The organism is Acinetobacter halotolerans (assembly GCF_004208515.1).
GTDB classification, from domain to species: Bacteria; Pseudomonadota; Gammaproteobacteria; order Pseudomonadales; family Moraxellaceae; genus Acinetobacter; species Acinetobacter halotolerans.
Genome location: NZ_SGIM01000017.1, coordinates 25682 through 46385, shown reverse-complemented (window position 1 = coordinate 46385; position 20704 = coordinate 25682). Strand labels below are relative to the sequence as shown.

The following is a 20704-nucleotide window of genomic DNA, read 5'->3' as shown; positions in this document are numbered from 1 at the left end:
TTTGCATATTTTTCCATCAGCATCGAATAAATATAGTCAAATTTTGATCAAAATCATAGTGCTTATATATACATACATCGGGTTCTTATCAGTTTTATCCATATTCATCACATTTCAAATCAGCACACCGAGGGTCTGTGAAAGGACATCCTCCCCCTAATCTACAAGATAAAATTTGCATTCACGCCCGATCATCTTAAAATGCAGCAATCTATCGCTATTTTGCATGCTCATGATCCAATTTGACCAAGTTTCATTACGCCGTGGTGGGCGAGTCCTCTTTCAAAAAGCATCAATGCAGCTTCACCCAGGCTGGAAGATTGGTCTTACAGGTGTAAATGGCGCAGGAAAATCGACTTTATTTGCCGCATTTTTAGGTGACGTCGTCGCAGATGAAGGCAATCTAACACGTCCAGCAGTTTGGACCGTGGCGCATATGGCACAAGAAATTAAAGCCTTAGAAATGGCAGCTATCGATTTTGTGCTTTCAGGAGATGAGGAGTGTTGGGGAATACAACAAAAATTGGCCGATCCAGATCAGCTCAGCAATGATGAGTTAGCGCATCTGCATGGTCGTTTTGATGAGATTCATGGCTATGCCGCCCCTGCTAAAGCCGCTCAACTGATGGCTGGTTTAGGTTTCCTCGATCACCAACTCCAATTAAATGTCTCTAGTTTTTCTGGTGGATGGCGAATGCGTTTAAATTTGGCGCGCACGTTGATGAGCCGTTCAGACTTACTCTTACTGGATGAGCCAACCAACCATTTAGATTTAGATGCTATTTTATGGTTAGAAGACTGGTTAAAAGCCTATGAAGGAACATTGGTTCTTATTTCACATGACCGTGATTTCTTGGATGCCATTTGCGATCGTATTCTGCATATTGAAAATAAAGAATTAACACTGTACACAGGCAATTATTCAACCTTTGAAACCACACGCAGTGAACGCTTGGCACAACAACAACAGTCGTTTGAAAAACAGCAAGAAACGCGTGCACATTTACAAAAATATATTGATCGTTTTAAAGCCCAAGCGACCAAAGCACGTCAAGCACAAAGCCGTATTAAACAACTTGAACGGATGCAACAACTTGCACCTGCACACGTCGATACCCCCTTTACCTTTAGTTTTCGTGAGCCCACCAAAATGAGCTCGCCGCTACTCAGTCTAGATGCAGCCAGTATTGGTTATGGCGAGACCATCATCGCAGAAAAGATTCGCCTGCAAATCACCCCAAGCTCTCGTATAGGCTTGTTGGGAATGAACGGTGCAGGTAAATCAACATTGATCAAAACATTGGTAGGTGACTTACCTTTACTGGCAGGTGAATACAAAGCGTCTGAACTGCTCAATATCGGTTATTTTGCTCAGCATCAAATGGATGCCTTGGATGCAAATGCCAGTCCAATGCTGCAATTGGCTCGCATCGCGGATAAACAGATCAGTGAAGCCGCTTTACGTGCCTTTTTAGGTGGCTTTGGCTTTAGTGGTGAACGGATGGACACCCCTTGTGAAAGCTTCTCTGGTGGTGAGCGTGCGCGTTTGGCATTGGCATTGATCGTTTGGCAGCGTCCAAATGTATTGATTCTGGATGAGCCAACCAACCATTTAGATTTGGATATGCGCCATGCGCTCAGCATGGCATTACAAGACTTTAATGGTGCGGTGGTATTGGTCTCGCATGAGCGTCAATTGATTGCCAGTGTCTGTGATGAGTTACTATTGGTCCATGCGGGGAAATGCACCGAATTTGATGGCGATTTGCAAGACTACGCCAAATGGTTACGTGAAGCGCGTCAGCAACAAATCAATGCTCAAAAAGCCTTGCAACAAACATCGACCACTCAAACGACATCGGTAAAGTTAGATAAAGACGCACAACGAAAAGCTGCGGTACGCCACCGTGAACTCACACGGCCGATCCGTAAAAATATTGAGAAAACTGAGGGACAAATTGAGAAACTTCAGCCTCGTTTAGCCGAAATTGAGAATTTGTTAGCTGACACTGCACTGTACGAAGAAAGTCGTAAAGACGACCTCCTTAAGTTGATGAATGAACAAAATGAACTAAAAGCCAAACTTGAGCTGCATGAAGAACAATTGTTAACGCTCATGATGGAATTAGAAGAGCTAGAAAGTGGTTTTGTAGGCTAATCTAATCAAGTATTCATAGATGCTCAAATCTAAGAGCATCTGTGGATACTTGATTTTTATCGTCACGTATAAAACTAAATCAATCACTCAAGTGCTTCATCATTAAGAAAAACCGTTCAAGATGTCATGATTTTTTCAATAAGCTCAGTTACAGTAACAATTGGAATATTCCCAAAAAATTGAGCTTTGGCTTCAGGCTCGATATACTCAACCCCCTATTATTGTAAAGTTATCTCTTACAAATGAATCCTGAGGGTGTGATTCATTTAATATTTTTGTACTCCAATGTGGTGAGTACGCTATTTGGGACAACGCAAACTGAATGAATTCTTTAGACTTTATTTTTAATTTCGAGCACTTCCTGCCAATTTTAGTTCAAGAATATGGTTTATGGATTTACGCTATTCTATTTCTGATTATTTTTTCTGAAACTGCTTTCGTTTTTATGTTCTTTTTGCCTGGGGATAGTTTACTACTCGCAGTCGGTGCGCTGTGTTCTGTGGTTGAAATCATGCATCTCGGCTATATGATCAGCTTACTCTTTTTTGCTGCTGCGTTTGGCTATATGGTGAACTATCATATTGGTCGCCACTTTGGTGATCGTATCTTCAATACCGACTCACGTTTTATTAAGCAAGCCTATCTACAAAAAACCAATACCTTCTTTTTAAAGCACGGTGGAAAAACCATTCTACTTGCTCGCTTCATTCCCTTTGCACGTTCATTTGCCCCTTTAGCGGCAGGTTCAAGCAACATGAATTACAGCCACTTTGTTATTTATAATATCTTAGGTGCATTGCTGTGGATCAGTGTCTTAGTCACCGCTGGTTATTTATTTGGACACGCCATTATTCAAGTCAGCGATTTAGTAGAAAGCTAATTAAGAATAACGTTTCACGTGGAACCTAAAGCAATTAAAAAAAGGCGATACCCATCTTGGTATCGCCTTTTTAATTCAAATTATGAAGAATAAAGCTAAATCATAATCAGATAGTTTGACTCAATTAAGCGTCAATATCTGCATTCAATGCATTTTCCTCAATGAATGCACGACGTGGTTCTACGTCATCACCCATTAAGCAAGAGAACATACGATCTGCTTCAATCATGTCATCAATGGTCACTTGCAACATGTGGCGGTTTTCAGGATCCATCGTGGTTTCCCAAAGCTGTTCAGCATTCATCTCACCCAAACCTTTATAGCGTTGGATCATCATGCCACGACGTGAGTCTTGTAAAATATGCTGCCATACTTGATGGAATGTATTGACCTGAATACGACGCTCGCCTTTTTGTAAGAAAGCCCCCTCTTCAAGCAAGGTAAACCAACTCTTCGAGTTTTTAAGTAAACGCGCATATTCAGCAGAATTTAACAAACCAGCGTCCAGTAAATACGAAGTCGGTAAGTTATGCACATAAACCGTTACACGCGGCCAGTAATGTGCTGATTTTTCACCTTGTGCATTTTCACGATCAAACGCTTCTAGGGTAATTTCAGGACGCAAACTTGGTTGCAACTTCACAATCGCGCCACGTAATTGCTCAGCCCATGTTTCGACATATTCACGTTCATGATTGTGATCAATTTTGAAAGCATCTAACTCAAGTAAACCATCCAATAAACTTGCAGGATAACGCTGGGTTAAACGTAGCAAACTTTTTTGAGACACTTGATAATCAGCAATCACATTTGCCAATGCTGTACCTGTGATAGCAGGTGCATCTGCACTGACATGCAATGAAAGTTCATCAATCGCATTGGAGATCAAGAAGGTTTCCAATGCATCATTGTCTTTCATGTACTGCTCATGCTTACCTTTTTTCAACTTATACAAAGGCGGCTGTGCAATATAAATATAACCACGCTCAACCAGCTCTGGCATTTGACGGAAGAAGAAGGTCAGTAGCAAAGTTCGGATGTGTGAACCATCCACGTCCGCATCGGTCATGATAATGATTTTGTGATAGCGTAACTTGTCTGGATTATATTCTTCGCGACCAATACCGCAGCCCAAAGCTGTGATCAAGGTACCGACTTCCTGACTCGAAATCATCTTGTCAAAACGTGCACGCTCAACGTTTAAGATTTTACCTTTTAAGGGCAAGATAGCTTGCATTTTACGGTTACGACCTTGCTTGGCACTTCCGCCCGCAGAGTCACCCTCGACTAGATAGAGTTCAGAAAGCGCAGGATCTTTTTCCTGACAATCTGCCAATTTACCTGGCAAACCGGCAATATCAAGTGCGCTCTTACGACGTGTCATTTCACGAGCTTTACGTGCAGCATCACGCGCACGTGCAGCATCAATAATCTTGCCAGCAATTGATTTCGCTGCTTGAGGATTTTCAAGCAAATAAGCAGAAAATTCCTTGTTCATCGCCTGTTCAACCGCAGGCTTCACTTCACTTGAAACTAATTTTTCTTTGGTTTGCGATGAGAATTTTGGATCAGGAACTTTAACCGAAATGATCGCCGTTAGACCTTCACGGGCATCATCACCAGTGACCGCAACTTTTTCTTTCTTGAGGATATTTTCGCTTTCAAGATACTGGTTTAAACCACGCGTTAAAGCTGCGCGGAAACCAGCAAGGTGCGTACCACCATCTTTTTGCGGAATATTATTGGTAAAACAACGTACATTTTCTTGATAACTTTCATTCCATTGCAATGCAACTTCAACTGCAATCCCACTATCGGTATCTGTAGTGAAATGGAAAATCTCATTTAAATGGGTTTTGCCTTCGTTAATATATTTAACGAACTCAGATAAACCACCTTCGTAATCATAGACGTGTTCAAAGTTGACTCGCTCATCACGCAGTACAATACGTACGCCAGCATTTAAGAACGACAACTCTCGTAGACGACGCGCTAAAATTTCAACGCTAAAAATGGTTTGGCTAAACGTCAGCTCACTTGGCCAAAAACGAATGACTGTACCGGACTTATCCGTTTCGCCAATTACTTTTAATGGATATTGTGAATCGCCATGACAATATTCCTGCTCATGCGTTTGTCCTGCGCGATGAATCGTTAAATGCAGCTTTTTAGATAAGGCATTAACTACCGATACACCAACACCATGCAAACCACCCGATACTTTATAGCTATTATCGTCGAATTTACCACCAGCATGCAGAATTGTTAGAATAACTTCGGCAGCGGATATTCCTTCCTCTGGATGAATATCCGTCGGAATACCACGACCATTGTCTGAAACACTGACCGATTCATCTTCATGAATGGTGACGACAATCTCATCACAATGACCAGCAAGAGCTTCATCGATGGCATTATCCACCACCTCAAAAACCATATGGTGCAAACCAGTACCATCGTCAGTGTCACCGATATACATACCAGGACGTTTACGAACTGCGTCTAATCCACGTAATACTTTGATACTAGAGGAATCATAAGCCTTTTCATTTGTTTGTTCTGTTTGAGAGACGGATTGAGACTCTGAACTCATGGTTACTCCCTAGTTAAATATTGATCTATCAAAAAAGATGAGGAAATAAATTTATGGCGCAGCAAGACTGACTTGACCGTGAACAACATGGAACAATTGAAAAGAAATCGACAAATCATGCAAGTGTTTTAATACCGACGTATGGTCTAAGGTGGTCATAAAAACTTGACTCCCCAACTGACTCAATCGCTCAATTAAACGTTGTTGTGCAGCTAAATCTAACTCTGCTGTCAGATCATCTAATAATACCACAGTTTCCTTATTACTCGCATGTAGCATTGCAATTTGTGACAGTTTTAATGCCATGATTAACAACTTTTTTTGTCCGCGAGATAACACATGAGCTGCATCGCTACGCAAGGCTTCACCGCCCGTTTTTAAGCGCAAATCTGCGCGGTGCGGACCATACTCTGTATAACGTCGATCCAAGTCTTTTTGATGCTGTACAATTAGGTCTTGGAGTAGCCCTTGCTCTGTATGAAAACCAGCACTGTACTCAAGCTCGATCTGAACATCTGGCAAAAGTTGCTGCAGATCATCTTTAAAAAATTGATTCCATTGTTCAACAATACCAACACGCTGCGAGTGCAAAATCTCGCCATAATCGCTCAGCATTTTATTCCATGGCTCTAAATCAGCCAAAGTTAAATTTCGCCGTGTTTTTAGTAAGCTATTCCGCTGTTTTAATGCACGTGAATAATACTGCCATGCAAAATAAAACTCAGGTTCCACGTGGAACATTAACCAATCTAATAACTGCCGTCTTGGCTTTGCGCCATGGTCAATAATATCGGTACTTTGCGGATCAATATGCTGTAAAGGCAATAACTTCGCCAACTGCCCTTGCGTGGCTATGGTGTCACCATTGACTTTAATCAGTTGCTCACCTGAAGCGAGTTTTTGCATCCCAATACGCTCATTGATTGATTGAGCAAATACAATCGAATCAGCCGCGTCATACTGAATATAATGTTTGGGAATGTGCGTACGAAATGAACGTCCTGTTGCCAACAGGTGAATCGCTTCTAAAATAGAGGTTTTGCCAGAACCATTTGCTCCGTAAAAAATATTAAACGGTTGCAACTCATTTAGTGCAACCGCTTTTAAATTACGTACACGTTCGATATTTAAACGCGTGATTTGCATGATTTAAAACTCAAACGATCAATGCAAATTAAACTCGCATTGGCATTACAACATAGGTTTGATCTGGATGCGCTGGATCTTGTACCAAAACAGACTGATTCGCTTCAGTCATTGTGATCTTGACGTCATCGCCATCCAGTACGCTAAGCACTTCTAAGATGTATTGCGCATTAAATGACATTTCCAAAGGTGCGTCCTGATATTGAATAGCAATATCTTCTACCGCTTCATCTTGTTCCGGATTGTTGGCACGTAATTGCAATGAATCTTGATTAAAGTTCAAGAACACACCACGTAATTTTTCATTACTTAAAATCGCCACACGTTGCAACGATTGTTTAAATACGTCTTGGCCAATAAAGACTTGTTTATCCCCACCACGAGGGATGACACGGCGATAATCTGGGAATTTACCATCAATCAGCTTGGTGGTAAAACGAACAATAATATCGCCCTGTTCTTTATCACGACTTGGCGTATTAATGGTGACATTTAATAATTCACGTCCAATCAACAAGGTCAGTTGTTCATCTTCAATACTGAGTAAACGTTGCAACTCACCTACAGCTTTACGCGGCACAATCGCCTGAATAGGTGACGTCGCAGTTGAAGAAGCTAACACTTCACACAAAGCTAAGCGATGTCCATCTGTAGTCACAGTACGTAATTGATTTTGATCAATTTCAAGTAAAGTTCCTGTGAGATAAAAACGCACATCTTGCACCGCCATAGCAAAGGCCGTTTTTTCAAAAAGACGTTTTAATTCACGTTGGGTAACTTGTACTTGCGTGCCTTGACTATTTTCAGTAGTGAGTAATGGATAATCTTCAGCAGGAAGTGTTCCCAAAACAAAACGACTATTTCCCGACTTCAAAATACAACGTTGATCTTCTGTAATTTGTAAATCGATCAGTGCTGCTGTTGGAAGTGATTTACAAATCTCAACCAGTTTACGTGCAGGGACGGTCGTTTCACCCGCTTCTAAACATGCCCCTTCTGCCAGCGTCGTGCTCGCCACCAATTCAACTTCTAAATCTGAACCAATAATGGTTAAGGCTTGTTGCGTGGTTTGAATTTTGACATTTGAAAGAATATTCAAGGTATGACGGCGTTCAACAGCTCCTACCACATGTGATAAAACATTGAGTAAACTTTCTTTAGCGATTTTCAAACGCACGATTTATTCCTCTTACAACAGAAGCCGATATGAATGTTAGCAGTGTACTATGCTGCACTTAAAAGCAGTTTGCAACTCTGAAAGTAGGGTCTATTGTTATTAAACCAGCGATTAACTTTGTAATAGACGCATTAGGTTTTTATAGTCTTCATTAAATATTGGATCTTCTTGACGCAAGCTCGTGACTTTTTCACATGCGTGCATCACGGTACTATGATCACGCCCACCAAAAGCCATTCCGATTTCAGGAAAACTATCGCCAGTTAGTTCACGCGCCAAACCCATCGCCAACTGACGTGGACGCGCATAAATACGTGTGCGTTTTGGTCCCACCAATTCTTTTAATGGGATACGGAAATATTCACTTACGACGCGTTGGATATTTTCAACGCTAATGGTTCTTGCACGAATGGCCAACACATCTTTTAAAGACTCGCGCACCACATCCAAATCAATAACCGTGCCTTTAAAACGGGAAATTGCCACCACTTTATTCAATGCGCCTTCCAGCTCACGCACATTGGCAACCACCTGTTGAGCAATAAATAAAGCACAATTTCTCGGTAAATCAACGCCGCTATTTTCAGCTTTTTTAAGTAAAATTTCGATCCGTGTTTCAATATCAGGTGGCTCGACTCCAACTGATAATCCCCAAGAAAAACGAGAAACCAAACGTGGATCCAATTCAGTTAACTCTTTTGGATAACGGTCAGAAGTTAAAATAATTTGTTTAGACTCATCAAGTAAGGCATTGAAAGTGTAAAAGAATTCAACCAAACTTGCTTCTTTACCCGCCAATAAATGAATATCATCGACCAACAATAAATCTAAAGAACGACAATTTTTCTTAAATTCTTCAACTTTGCCTTTTTGCAGAGAACTCACAAAATCTTGTACAAAACTTTCAGAGGTCATGTACATCACTCGCGCATTCGGTTTCGCTTGCAATAATGCATTTCCAACAGCTTGCATCAAATGCGTTTTGCCCAAACCTGTTGGACCATACAAAAATAAAGGATTGTGTTGTGAAGCACCTAATTGCGTAAGTACTTTGCGACAAGTTTCTGCAGCCATTTGGTTAGAACGCCCTTCTACAAATAGGGAGAAACTAAACAATGGGTTTAATTGTCTTTTCTTCGGTATTTTGGTTGGGTTTTGGCTAGGTTGCCCTACATCAGACTCTTTCTTGATTTTAATAGGTGTGGGTTGGCTACTTAACGCCGCAGTCGTGGTTGCGGGTTGTTCACTCGAAGATAAAATGGTGCCTGGACGCGAATCGACCAAAATTTCGACCTGACGTATTCGTCCTTCAGATAATTGTTCTGCCAATATTGAAATAAGCTCTAGATGATTATCCTGAATATAACGCGTCCAATATGGGTTAGGCGCATATAAGCGCATCACATCATCAACTTCTTCAGCAACCAAGGGACGAATCCACATCGCAAAGACGTTATCAGATAGCTCTTGTCGCAAGCGAGTTAAGCAGTCCGTCCAGAGCATGTGCATCCCCTATATATCCATTTTAAATTTAAAAAACAAAAACCAACCCCTTCTATTTCGAAGGGGTCGCCATTCTAACCAAGTTATCCACATCTGTCAGGCACATTCAGGCCACTTTCGCCGAAAAAAAAAGCATTCGTGAATTAAATTCAAATTTAAACCGATTGTGCATAACTTTTAGCACATCCTGTGGATAGTTTTAAGCCCAAAGTTATCCACAATCCACAAAGCCAATAGAAACACGGTTATACACAAAGTAACTACTTGTTTATTTTTAAAAATACTCGACTTTCCACAGAAAAAAGCCTTACTAATAATAATAAACTTAAATTTTAAATTTGAATTTACTTATAAGGATCACTGCGAATGTGGATAACTGAGCATATCGAAATTTAAATTCAAAATCCAAGGATTAAATTTAAAACAGCTATAGGAATGTGTATAAGCTTGTCGATAAGCTGTGAATATAACGCAATACTGATAAAATTTAAATAGATAGCTTGTGTATGTTTTTTGTTTTAAAACATTTTGTATAAATTGGAGTTGTTCACTTCATCTCAAACAATACAAACATTATGTAAAGTTTTAGGTTTTTGATTGACAGCGGAACCTTTGCGCCATAAAATCGCGGACCTTTACAGAAAGATCATTTTTGGGAGTTTCAATATGAAACGTACTTTCCAACCATCTGAATTAAAGCGTAAGCGTGTTCATGGTTTCCGTGCTCGTATGGCAACTAAAGCTGGTCGTCAAGTTTTAGCTCGTCGTCGTGCAAAAGGTCGTCATAGCTTAACTGTTTAATACTGTTAAGCTGACCAGATTTGGGTGATGTCACTTTACAGTTTTAGCACTGAATCTCGTATTCGTTGTGCTGCAGATTATAAAAGTGTGTTTGATGGTGCGCTTTTTAAAGTGCATCAGCCCCATTTCCTTTTTTTAGCAAAATTAACCGAACAGCCGAACAGCCGTTTGGGTATTGTCGTTGCTAAAAAAAAGGTACGTCGTGCACATGAGCGAAATAGAATAAAACGCCTTGCTCGGGAGAGCTTTCGTTTACATCAAGCGCAATTTAATGCTGATATCGATATTGTGGTGATGCCTAAAGTGGGTATAGAAGCAATTTCAAATCAAGAACTACATCAACAATTAGATTTAGCTTGGCAAAAATTACAGCGTTTAGCTAAAAAGCATTCCAAAGTCGTTGTAACACCCCTCCAAAATTAGAGATCTCCAATGGTACGTTTACTGCATTGGTTGATAAGATGCTACCAAATCGCAATTAGTCCATTATTGGGGCCGCGTTGCCGCTATATTCCAACTTGCTCTCAATATGCAATTGAAGCTTTACAGACCCATGGTGCTGTAAAAGGTGTATGGCTATCGACCAAGCGCGTTTGCCGTTGTCATCCTTGGGGTGGTTCAGGCTATGATCCCGTGCCACGCAAAGCACTTCGTTTCATTTCGTTTCATCAAATAGATTCTCAAATGCATCACGTTGCTGTACCCTTTCGTGATCGTTTATTTAAGCAAAATTTCTCTAATCATTTGGGATATTAGATATGCAACAATGGGCCAGATTTGCAATTCTTGGAGCCATGTTTGTTACCGCATATTTGCTTATTTTGGCTTGGCAAAAAGATTATGGACATGCTGCAACAGCACCGCAACAACAAGCGGCTGTTGTCACTACGCATGAAGTATCTGCAGATTTGCCAAATGCTCAAAATGCAACCGCGGCTTCAGACTTGCCACAAGCAAATGTGACTGCATCACAAGCCACAGAAAGTCCTTCTGTGAGTCAGCAACTGATTTCAGTACAAACCGACCTCTACCATCTTTGGATTAATCCGAAAGGTGGCGATATTGTTCGTATTGAGCTATTAAGCCACGATCAAAGCAAAAACGGTGATCAGCCGTTTGTGATGCTTGAAAATGATGCGAACCGTACTTATGTCGCTCAATCTGGTTTAATTGGTTTAAACGGACCGGACAGTAGCCGTAGCGGTCGTCCAATGTATGATGTTGAAAAAACATCTTATACATTGGCAGATGCGAAAAGTGTGGCGACCAAAGACGGTGCAACTCGTCAGGTATTGACGGTTCCATTGGTCTTTAAAACGCCTGAAGGCGTTGAAGTGATTAAGACTTTCACTTTTAGCCAAGGCGATTATCCGATTACGGTTAAACACCAAGTCATCAACCGCAGCCAGCAAAATTGGCAAGGTCAGATGTTTGGTCAATTAAAGCGTGATAATTCTGATGATCCAGGCAAATCTGACCAAGGTATTTTCACTTTAGGGACTTTCTTGGGTGGCGCATGGGGTACACCTGAAGCAAATTATAATAAGTTAAAGTTTGCTAATTTCTCTGATGAGAAATTGAGTCTTGATGCGAAAGATGCTTGGGTTGCGATGGTGCAGCACTATTTTGTCAGTGCTTGGATTCCGGGTAATCTAAAACTGACTCAAGCAGATGGTCAACCTTATGTTGCTAAGCTAGAGTCACGTCAGTCTACTGATAAAATGAATATTATTGGTTTCACCTCTCCTGTGATTAATGTACCTGCTGGTACATCAATGGAAGTGGATGCTAAGTTTTATTCTGGCCCAAAAATTCAATCTGAGTTAAAAGATCTCGCTGTTGGTTTAAATCAAACCGTTGATTACGGTTGGTTATGGCCAATTGCTAAATTATTGTTCTTAGGTTTGCAATTCTTCCATAACATCGTAGGTAACTGGGGTTGGTCAATTATCTTATTGACGATCTTAGTGAAATTGATTTTATGGCCACTTTCTTCGAAAAGTTATCGCTCAATGGCGAAAATGCGTGTGATTGCACCTGAAATGCAACGCATGAAAGAAGAGTTTGGCGAAGATCGCATGCGTTTTTCGCAAGAAATGATGGCGTTGTACAAGCGCGAGCAAGTGAATCCATTATCTGGGTGTTTGCCGTTATTGCTACAAATGCCAATTTTCTTAGCTTTGTATTGGGTCTTGATGGAGTCAGTTGAACTTCGTCATGCACCGTGGTTGGCTTGGATTCAAGATTTATCTGCGATGGATCCTTGGTTTATTTTGCCGTTGATCATGGGTGTTACCATGTACGTACAGCAAATGTTAAACCCACAACCGACTGATCCAATGCAGGCTAAAGTATTCCGTATCATGCCAATCATGTTCACGGTCTTCATGTTGTTCTTCCCTGCAGGTTTAGTGCTGTACTGGATCGTCAACAACAGTATTACGATCCTACAACAGTCATTTATCAATAAAAGCGTAGAGAAAGATCGTCTCAACAAGGTTGAGACAACCTCTTAATCTCGAACTTTTACTGAATAAATCCGCTTAAGATGGTAATCTTAGGCGGATTTTTCTTTGGCTGTCATTTGAGTTTTTTAGGTGAATAACATGCAATATCAAACCACAATTACTGCGATAGCTACGCCTTTGGGTCGTGGTGGTGTGGGGGTGATTCGTCTCTCTGGTCCTAAGGCCTATGAGATTGCACAACAACTCACACAAAAAACATTACCTGCTGCCCGTATGGCTGGTTTCCGCAAGTTTTATGATGCGGATGGTTCAGTGATGGATGAAGGTATTATCTTATGTTTTCCGAATCCGCATTCTTTTACAGGGGAAGATGTGGTTGAAATCCAAGGACATGGTGGTCCTGTGATTCAAAATGCACTGCTGGCACGCTTACTTGATTTAGGCGCAATTGCAGCCAAAGCGGGTGAGTTTTCCATGCGCGCTTTTGAAAATGGCAAAATGGATTTGGTTCAAGCTGAAGCGATTGCCGATCTGATCGATGCGACTTCACAAGCGGCGGCACGTTCAGCAGTACGCTCATTACAAGGCGCATTTTCAACCAAAATTAATACCGTTTTAGAAAAACTCATTCACTTACGTTTACATGTTGAAGCGGCGATTGATTTTCCAGAAGAAGAAATTGATTTCTTGGCGGATGGTAAAATTTTAGCGTTATTGGATGATGTGCAAAGTTCTGTTCACGCTGTACAGCAATCTGCGCGTCAAGGGCAGTTGTTACGTGAAGGTTTGCAGGTGGTCATTGCAGGTAAACCGAATGCAGGCAAATCCAGCCTATTAAACGCATTGGCGGGACATGAACGCGCCATTGTGACTGATATCGCAGGAACAACCCGTGATGTGTTACATGAAAAAATCAGTTTGAATGGTTTGCCTATCACCTTGACTGATACCGCAGGTCTACGTGAAACAGGTGATATTGTTGAGCGAGAAGGTATTCGTCGTGCCATCAAAGAGATTGAACAAGCAGATCTTTTGTTATTGGTATATGACCTAAATCAAGCCGATGAACCGTTGCAATTGGCGCAAGAATATTTTGCTGACCATCTTGAACCGAAACGATTACTTTTGATCGGCAACAAGTGTGACTTGACGGGACAAATCGCAGAATTAAGCGATTATCAAGGATTCCGTCATATCCGTGTTTCTGCCAAGCAAGAAATGGGTGTTCAGGCGCTCATAGATGCGATTACAGCGCATGCAGGCTTCCAGCCTGAAGAAGATACCTTTATTGCTCGAACTCGCCATTTAGATGCAATGAAGCGCACTCAGCGCTATCTTGCAGAGGCACGGGAGCAACTAGTGGTGTTTAATGCGGGTGAGCTAGTGGCAGAGTCATTACGATTAGCACAAAATGCCCTCGGTGAAATCACAGGTGATTTTAGTGCCGATGATTTATTGGGTAAGATCTTTGGTTCGTTTTGTATTGGGAAGTAATTGCACATTTTAGTCTTGTTTAATAGATTTTGGTGGGTTTTAAGCCATTAATTTATAATGATTTAATGGTTTTTTTATTGAGTATATCCAATATTTTTTGTTTTAATGATCATAGTTTTTACTGCTAAATTTTTTATAATTTAAAGTTCTCATGGGATAGAGATGATTGCTTATAAAGTAATATTCGGAACAATTACAAAAACAAATCGAGAAGATGCTGAATGGTTAGTTGAAGATTACATTTCAGTCTTATTACATAATGGACAGATTTGTGGTGAATATTTTTTAGTTGTACAAAAGGAAAAGCTTTGTGCGTATCTAAATGTACAAGGTAGAAATGCATATGCTATGAAATATCATTGTAAGTATGGTATTGAGCGACTTCATAAAATCATTGAATTTTTTGGTAGGAAGCCCCAATGGACGCTTATTGATGATGATATTCCAAAACAAAATATTACATGGGAAAATGCTCCATTTCTTTACCTCTTTACGCATATGGGGGATAGACGATCATCTTTATGTCGTGGGGATAATGGCGAATCGATTTCTATTTATCTTATTCCAGGTGAACATGAACAGCGTGAAGAAATATATTTTTGGCAGCAAGAATACAAAACTTATGATCAAGCTTGGACATATAGCGGTGCTTTGGAAAAAGTCGCTTATAAACAATTGGCAACTTCAGATAGTGAGTTAGCAAAAGCAGGTCAAAAAATCGGTAAATATATCGAAAAAGTTACAGGCATACCTACCTATTATTATCTAGTGCGTTATTGGGGACGTCGCACAAATGAATATGCTCGGCTTTGCCCATCTTGTGGTCAAAATTGGAGTACAGAAGTAAACTCTAATGAATTTCATCATTTTCCATTCAAATGTGATCAATGCCGTTTAGTCTCCCATCTTGCTGTCTCTTATGAAGATGAGCGACAAGCAGTCATTGGTGAGTGGGGGGGGTAAACAACTAATCAGCAATGTTCCACGTGAAACATCGCGAGAATTGGTTTGATTTTGGTTGCGACTCAGTAAGTCGAGCTGTTTAGCTATGAGAGACGGATTACAATAGCGGCTGATTTTTGATTCGAGTATCAGTCATGTTAAAAAAAATTGGGATATTCTCATTATTGAGCTGTGTTTCGGCACTGAGTTTAGCCAATGTGGAAACGCTCAAAAGTAATTTAAATAAGAACTATCCCAATATCCAAGTGACCAATATTCAAAGCACTGAAATGGCAGGTTTATACAGTGCCAGTCTGGATAATCAAATCATATATCTCGATGACACTGCAGAGCATATGTTTATTGGATCAATGGTGCGCTTAAAAGATCAGAAAAATCTCACCAAGGATTTGGTATTAAAGCAAAACTCAATTGATTGGAAACAACTTCCCTTACAGGATGCGATCAAAACGGTCAAAGGGAATGGCAAACGTCAGCTCGCAATATTTTCAGATCCAAACTGTCCGTACTGCAAGCAATTAGAAGCTGAATTAGACAAGCTCAATGATGTGACGATTTATACCTTTATCTATGCTTTAAAACCGCAATCTATCTCTGTTTCGAAACAAGTTTGGTGTGAAGCTAATCCATCGTATGCATGGAAAAATTTACTGCAGAAGAATGTTAAACCTAAAGCCAAAACCTGTGCCAATCCGATAGAGCGAAATCTAGAGTTAGGCCGTAAATTAGGGGTGAGTGGTACACCAACGTTAATCTTCTCAAATGGTTTGAAAATGGTCGGTGGTCGCAGTGCTGAAGACATTCAAATGATTTGGAAGGAATTAGGACTTTAAAAATACAACTCCCAATTCATTATTTTGGATGAATTGGGAGTGATCCAACGATTTAACTTTTCTTGGTGGCGAGGTTATAAACAAATAAAATAATCACTGCACCGATCACGGATGCAATAAATCCTGCTGCTGAGTTTTCCCCGTATAAACCGAGTAATCGCCCCCCATAAGTCGCCAATAAAGAACCCGCAATACCGAGTAAAGTGGTGACGATAAAACCTGCTTTATCATCCCCTGGATGTAAGGCTCTTGCGATTAGACCTGCAAAAAAACCCACGACAATTGCAACAATCAGCGTCCACATTGTTTTTCTCCTTGTTTCATAAAGCGATTTATTTTTTTATCCTGCTAGATCAAGCGCGTGCTGTCTGTAGTAGATTGCTTATTTATGTCGTATTTTTGTGCAATGTTTAACAGATTTTAATTAAAATTAAAGCTTAAAAAAGTGCTTTTCAACACCTGAGCGAAGATAAAAGCATGAGAAGCATCGCTTCGCAAGGTACGAGCGCAAGATGAGCAGCTATGCTGAGAATGGAGAAAATTAAAACAAACTTAAAGCATCGCGTTAAGGATTTGTCTTACGAAGCCTTTAAAGCTTCGCAAGAAGACCTTGAGCCATATCTGGCTCATATGCTGCGCATGGGGATAAAAGCATTGGATATTTGCAGCACATTAAAAATGGGCTGATGTTGCAAGCTTACAGACCAATTTCACCAATAAAAGGTAAATGACGATATTTCTGATCGAAATCGAGACCATAACCGACAATAAAGCGATCTTCAACTTCAAAACCTAAGAATTTTACGTCTAAATCAATCTCACGGCGTGATGGTTTGCTCACCAGCGTACACAGTTCAATTGAATTTGGTTTACGCGTTTGCAGCATTTGCATCACTTTGTTGAGGGTATTGCCTGAGTCAATAATATCTTCAACCACCAATACATCTTTACCGTGAATTTCGCCATCCAAGTCCTTTAGGATTTTGACATCACGGCTAGAGGTTGTACCACCGCCATAGCTGGAAACGGTCATAAAATCGAGTTCGTGTGGTTTTTCAATGGCACGGCATAAGTCTGCCATGAAGATGACTGAACCGCGCAGTAAACCAATCAATACCAGTTCTTTATCACTTTGAGCATAGTGTGCATTGATTTTTTCGCCAAGCTCTTTCACTTTGGCTTGAATCTCTTCACTTGAAATCATAATGCGCATTGCAATGGTCATCGGCAGATTCCTAAAACATTAAATATGGGAAAATAAAAAAGGTGTTGACCTGCAACACCTCGAAAATTTGAGCTAATGGAAGAATTTTAAAACAAAATGAGTTTTCATGCATCTTTTGATGATGAATATCTGCCATTTTGCTGAGAAGTGCTATCTCGTTTCAGCAAGATTGCAGTTCCAATCGCTAACAATATCAAACCAAGTTTTCGTTTGTTTGAGGCTTTAGTTTTGGCTATAGGCTTTTTTTCCATAGATATAAGTGGCCTCAATATTGCGGTCATCGCCCATGGTAAACAGTGCAAATAAGCTGTCATCAATGGATTTTGACCGTGACTGACGCAGTTGTTGTAAAGCGGTTGCTTGAAGATTCAGCACCACAAAATCCGCTTCTTTGCCTATATTGAAGTTACCGAGTTTATCATCCAGATCGAGCGCTTTTGCACCACCCAAAGTGGCATGATAAAGCGATTCAAAAGCGGAAAGTTTGTCGCCTTGTAACTGTTGTACTTTGTAGGCTTCATTGACCGTTTGCAATAAGCTAAATGAAGTCCCCGCCCCGACATCAGTGCCTAAACCAACTTTGACTTGTTGATCCCATGTTTTTTTCAATGGAAATAATCCGCTGCCTAAAAACAGGTTTGAGGTTGGGCAGAAAGCAATTGCGGAATCTGTGTCATGCATGCATTGCCATTCAGCATCTTCCAAATGCACGCAGTGTGCGAACACCGAACGCTGACCTGTTAGACCATAATGATGATAGACATCGAGATAGCCATTTTGCGCTGGGAATAAATCTTTGACCCATGCAATCTCATCTTTATTTTCACTTAAATGTGTATGCACATACACATCAGGAAACTCTGCTTTAAGTTGCCCTGCTTTTTCTAATTGTTCTGGTGTAGAAGTCGGTGCAAAACGTGGTGTGATCGCGTATAGGGCACGGCCCTGACCATGCCACTTCTGAATTAGTGCTTTAGAATCGTCATAGGCGCTCTCTGCGGTGTCGCAAAGTGCTTCAGGTGCATGACGGTCCATCATCACCTTACCTGCAATTAAACGCATCTGGTGCTGTTGTGCGGCTTCAAATAAAGCATCAACTGATTCAGGATGGACAGTGCAGAACACCAGTGCCGTGGTGGTGCCATTTTTAAGCAGTTCATTGACAAAGAATGCGGCAATTTCTTGGGCATAAGCTTGGTCTTTAAATTGGATTTCGGTTGGGAAAGTATAGGTATTTAACCAACTGAGGAGTTGTTCGCCGTAGGCACCGACCATTTCGGTTTGTGGAAAATGGATGTGAGTGTCAATCATCCCAGGAATGATTAATTGTTCAGGATAATGCTGAATGTCAACGCCTGTAGGAAGATGCTCTTGTGCTTCATTCCAAGCACCAAACCAGCGAATTTTGCCATTTTCGGTGATGAGTACGCCATCTTCGATATAACGCGCTTGATCGGCGATTTCTGCTGCTTGGGAAACGGTTTTTTGAATATCTAAGAAGCGACCACGAACAACCGTGATCTGAGTAGCCAACGTCATAACAACCTACAGGTTTACTTTTTTCGGTTGATTGTACCTGATTTTGTCCAAGTTACTGGAATATTCGCCTAAATTAAGCTGCTAAAAAGTGTATAAATGTGAGTAATCTTTTGAGTCAATTCACTCAACTTTTCGGTGGTTAGGGCTAAGCTGCTTTAGTTATTTAAGGATTTAAACACCAATGACGTCGCATCAAACACATCATCGAGACGCTTTTTTTGATTTGATCTTAAATAGCTCTGACCTCTCGGAGATGCTAAAACAACTTGCAAAGCTACATCCTCAAGCCTATTTAAGTGCAGGTGCGCTTAGAAGTACAGTTTGGGCATTTTTGCATGGTCAGACTTTTGATTTAAAAGATAGCGAAATTGACGTGATTTATTACGATGGGCAGGAACGGAATAACCATGTACAGCAGCGATTAAAACAAAAATTAGAACAACTATTTCCTCAACAGCAATGGGATGTGGTGAATCAGGCTTTGGTGCATACATGGTATCGCAAGGAAAATGGCGAACAAATTCAGCCCATATCATCGATTGAACATGCTTTATCGTTATGGCCTGAAACGGCAACCGCTATCGCGCTTCGTTTGAACTCATCTGGAGAGCTGGAGCTGATTGCACCATTTGGTTTACAAGATTTATTTGAATTACGACTCCGCTGGAATCCTGCACTGGTCAGCTATACCACCTTCAAAAATCGTGTTGAGTCTAAAAAATGGTTGCAACAGTGGCCTCGATTACAGTGGGTTGGTCCAACTGAAACACATGAGGCTTGAATAGAACAAAGGGACTTGATTGAAATCCCTTTGTTCATGTTCAGCGTATTATTCCGCTTGACGCTTATTGTGACGTAACGACAAATACGCCGTAATACTTAATACCAAGATGATAAAGCTGAGTGAGATCCAAATTGGCATGTGGAACACATCTAGCAATAACATTTTTGTTCCAATGAACAACAGAATAATGCCCAAGCCATACGGCAAATAATGTAATTTCGTTGCGGCGCCCGCCAGTAAAAAGAACATTGCGCGTAAACCTAAAATCGCCATTAAATTTGCCGTGAGGACAATAAACGGGTCAGTGGTCACGGCGAATATCGCAGGAATGGAATCCACCGCAAAAATCACATCGGACGCTTCTACCAATACCAACACCAAAAATAACGGCGTTGCCCACAAAAGTCCGTTTTGACGTACAAAGAATTTGTTACCTTCAAGTTGAGGAGTAATCCGGAGGTGTTTGCGTAACCATTTGAGTAAAATATTGTCTTCAATATTGCTTTCTTGCTCTTGTCCTTTTAGGAACTTAAAGCCTGTATACACAAGGAATGCGCCGAAAATATACAGTACCCAAGAGAACTCTTGAACGAACCAAGCACCGATGAAAATAAAGATCGTTCTCAGCACGATCGCACCGAGTACGCCATAGAGCAAAATTTTGCGTTGTAAGGCTGGTGGGATGGCGAACGCGGCAAAAATCATCAACCAAACGAAGACATTATCAATCGCCAATGATTTCTCAAGTAGATAACCTGCGAAGTACTCCATGGTTTTTTGATTGGCGATATTTGTCCCGATCGTTTGTTGTAAATACAGCCATAAGCCTCCACCAAATACGATCGCTGCAGTGACCCACGCCACACTCCAATAAGCGGCTTGCCGAATTGGCACGTCTTGGTCTTGTTTTTGTTTAAAGCCTAAAAAATCGATCAATAGCATCACCGTGACGATGCCAAAGAATGCAAGATACAACCATACGTTGCCGATAGATTCCATTACCACTCCCAATCTGGCAAATGGAAGAGGCATAAAAAAACCTTGACCAGTTGCCAGATGAATTAAAAAAAACATCTGTTTCAACATGATCAAGGTCTTGCCTACATCATCCTTGGGGATGATGCTCAGAGTCCGACTTTT

19 protein-coding genes are annotated in these 20704 nt (G+C 40.8%); 11 read left to right on the top strand and 8 right to left on the bottom strand.

Annotated elements, in window-relative coordinates:
* The first annotated feature begins 232 nt into the window (after positions 1-232).
* Positions 233-2158 (top strand): ATP-binding cassette domain-containing protein, encoded by a 1926-nt coding sequence (locus tag EXE30_RS15030; RefSeq protein WP_130163101.1) that lies wholly within the window; start codon positions 233-235, stop codon positions 2156-2158.
* A gap of 322 nt (positions 2159-2480) precedes the next feature.
* Positions 2481-3038: a VTT domain-containing protein gene (locus EXE30_RS15025; RefSeq protein ID WP_130163100.1), complete on the top strand. Its 558-nt coding sequence runs from the start codon at positions 2481-2483 to the stop codon at positions 3036-3038.
* A 124-nt stretch (positions 3039-3162) separates the two neighbouring features.
* Here the strand turns inward: EXE30_RS15025 and gyrB are convergent, their stop codons facing one another.
* From gyrB to dnaA, 4 genes are all read right to left on the bottom strand, one after another.
* Entirely contained in the window at positions 3163-5631 is a 2469-nt protein-coding gene (gene gyrB / locus EXE30_RS15020) for a DNA topoisomerase (ATP-hydrolyzing) subunit B (RefSeq protein WP_130163099.1), read from the bottom strand.
* Positions 5632-5682: 51 nt separating this feature from the next.
* On the bottom strand, positions 5683-6777 hold the full coding sequence (recF, locus tag EXE30_RS15015) for a DNA replication/repair protein RecF (RefSeq protein WP_130163098.1): 1095 nt from the start codon (positions 6775-6777) through the stop codon (positions 5683-5685).
* Between the two features lie 28 nt (positions 6778-6805).
* Positions 6806-7954: a DNA polymerase III subunit beta gene (dnaN, locus tag EXE30_RS15010; RefSeq protein WP_130163097.1), complete on the bottom strand. Its 1149-nt coding sequence runs from the start codon at positions 7952-7954 to the stop codon at positions 6806-6808.
* A gap of 111 nt (positions 7955-8065) precedes the next feature.
* Positions 8066-9457, bottom strand: coding sequence for a chromosomal replication initiator protein DnaA (gene dnaA, locus EXE30_RS15005; protein ID WP_130163096.1), 1392 nt, complete (start codon positions 9455-9457; stop codon positions 8066-8068).
* A 666-nt stretch (positions 9458-10123) separates the two neighbouring features.
* Here dnaA and rpmH point away from each other — a divergent pair.
* The 7 genes from rpmH (at position 10124) to EXE30_RS14970 (ending at position 16016) form a co-directional block, all read left to right on the top strand.
* A complete protein-coding gene (gene rpmH, locus EXE30_RS15000; protein WP_000831329.1) occupies positions 10124-10258 on the top strand; it encodes a 50S ribosomal protein L34 in 135 nt (44 codons plus the stop codon).
* 27 nt (positions 10259-10285) lie between these two features.
* Positions 10286-10681 (top strand): ribonuclease P protein component, encoded by a 396-nt coding sequence (gene rnpA / locus EXE30_RS14995; RefSeq protein ID WP_130163095.1) that lies wholly within the window; start codon positions 10286-10288, stop codon positions 10679-10681.
* 9 nt (positions 10682-10690) lie between these two features.
* Entirely contained in the window at positions 10691-11014 is a 324-nt protein-coding gene (yidD, locus tag EXE30_RS14990; protein ID WP_004672254.1) for a membrane protein insertion efficiency factor YidD, read from the top strand.
* 2 nt (positions 11015-11016) lie between these two features.
* Positions 11017-12774 carry a membrane protein insertase YidC gene (yidC, locus tag EXE30_RS14985; protein ID WP_130163094.1) on the top strand — a complete coding sequence of 586 codons (1758 nt, stop codon included), beginning with the start codon at positions 11017-11019 and terminating at the stop codon, positions 12772-12774.
* A 90-nt stretch (positions 12775-12864) separates the two neighbouring features.
* Entirely contained in the window at positions 12865-14220 is a 1356-nt protein-coding gene (mnmE, locus tag EXE30_RS14980) for a tRNA uridine-5-carboxymethylaminomethyl(34) synthesis GTPase MnmE (RefSeq protein ID WP_130163093.1), read from the top strand.
* A 162-nt stretch (positions 14221-14382) separates the two neighbouring features.
* Entirely contained in the window at positions 14383-15183 is an 801-nt protein-coding gene (locus EXE30_RS14975; RefSeq protein WP_130163092.1) for a DUF2310 family Zn-ribbon-containing protein, read from the top strand.
* A 134-nt stretch (positions 15184-15317) separates the two neighbouring features.
* Complete coding sequence (locus tag EXE30_RS14970; protein WP_130163091.1) at positions 15318-16016, top strand: DsbC family protein; 699 nt, start codon at positions 15318-15320, stop codon at positions 16014-16016.
* Between the two features lie 52 nt (positions 16017-16068).
* Here EXE30_RS14970 and EXE30_RS14965 read toward each other — a convergent pair whose 3' ends face one another.
* Positions 16069-16320: a GlsB/YeaQ/YmgE family stress response membrane protein gene (locus EXE30_RS14965; RefSeq protein WP_004672229.1), complete on the bottom strand. Its 252-nt coding sequence runs from the start codon at positions 16318-16320 to the stop codon at positions 16069-16071.
* Positions 16321-16538: 218 nt separating this feature from the next.
* Between EXE30_RS14965 and EXE30_RS15940 the strand changes: the two genes are divergently transcribed.
* Positions 16539-16703 (top strand): hypothetical protein, encoded by a 165-nt coding sequence (locus EXE30_RS15940; RefSeq protein ID WP_213072749.1) that lies wholly within the window; start codon positions 16539-16541, stop codon positions 16701-16703.
* A gap of 10 nt (positions 16704-16713) precedes the next feature.
* On the opposite strand, the gene hpt is transcribed toward EXE30_RS15940, so the two are convergent.
* Together hpt and guaD are read right to left on the bottom strand one after the other, a co-directional pair.
* Positions 16714-17241, bottom strand: a complete 528-nt coding sequence (gene hpt, locus EXE30_RS14960; protein ID WP_004672228.1) for a hypoxanthine phosphoribosyltransferase — start codon at positions 17239-17241, stop codon at positions 16714-16716.
* 222 nt (positions 17242-17463) lie between these two features.
* Entirely contained in the window at positions 17464-18780 is a 1317-nt protein-coding gene (gene guaD / locus EXE30_RS14955) for a guanine deaminase (RefSeq protein ID WP_130163090.1), read from the bottom strand.
* Positions 18781-18961: 181 nt separating this feature from the next.
* On the opposite strand from guaD, the gene EXE30_RS14950 reads away from it, so the two are divergent.
* Complete coding sequence (locus EXE30_RS14950) at positions 18962-19561, top strand: nucleotidyltransferase family protein (protein WP_130163089.1); 600 nt, start codon at positions 18962-18964, stop codon at positions 19559-19561.
* A gap of 48 nt (positions 19562-19609) precedes the next feature.
* Here EXE30_RS14950 and EXE30_RS14945 read toward each other — a convergent pair whose 3' ends face one another.
* Positions 19610-20563 carry a TerC family protein gene (locus EXE30_RS14945; RefSeq protein ID WP_130163088.1) on the bottom strand — a complete coding sequence of 318 codons (954 nt, stop codon included), beginning with the start codon at positions 20561-20563 and terminating at the stop codon, positions 19610-19612.
* Positions 20564-20704 lie beyond the last annotated feature (141 nt).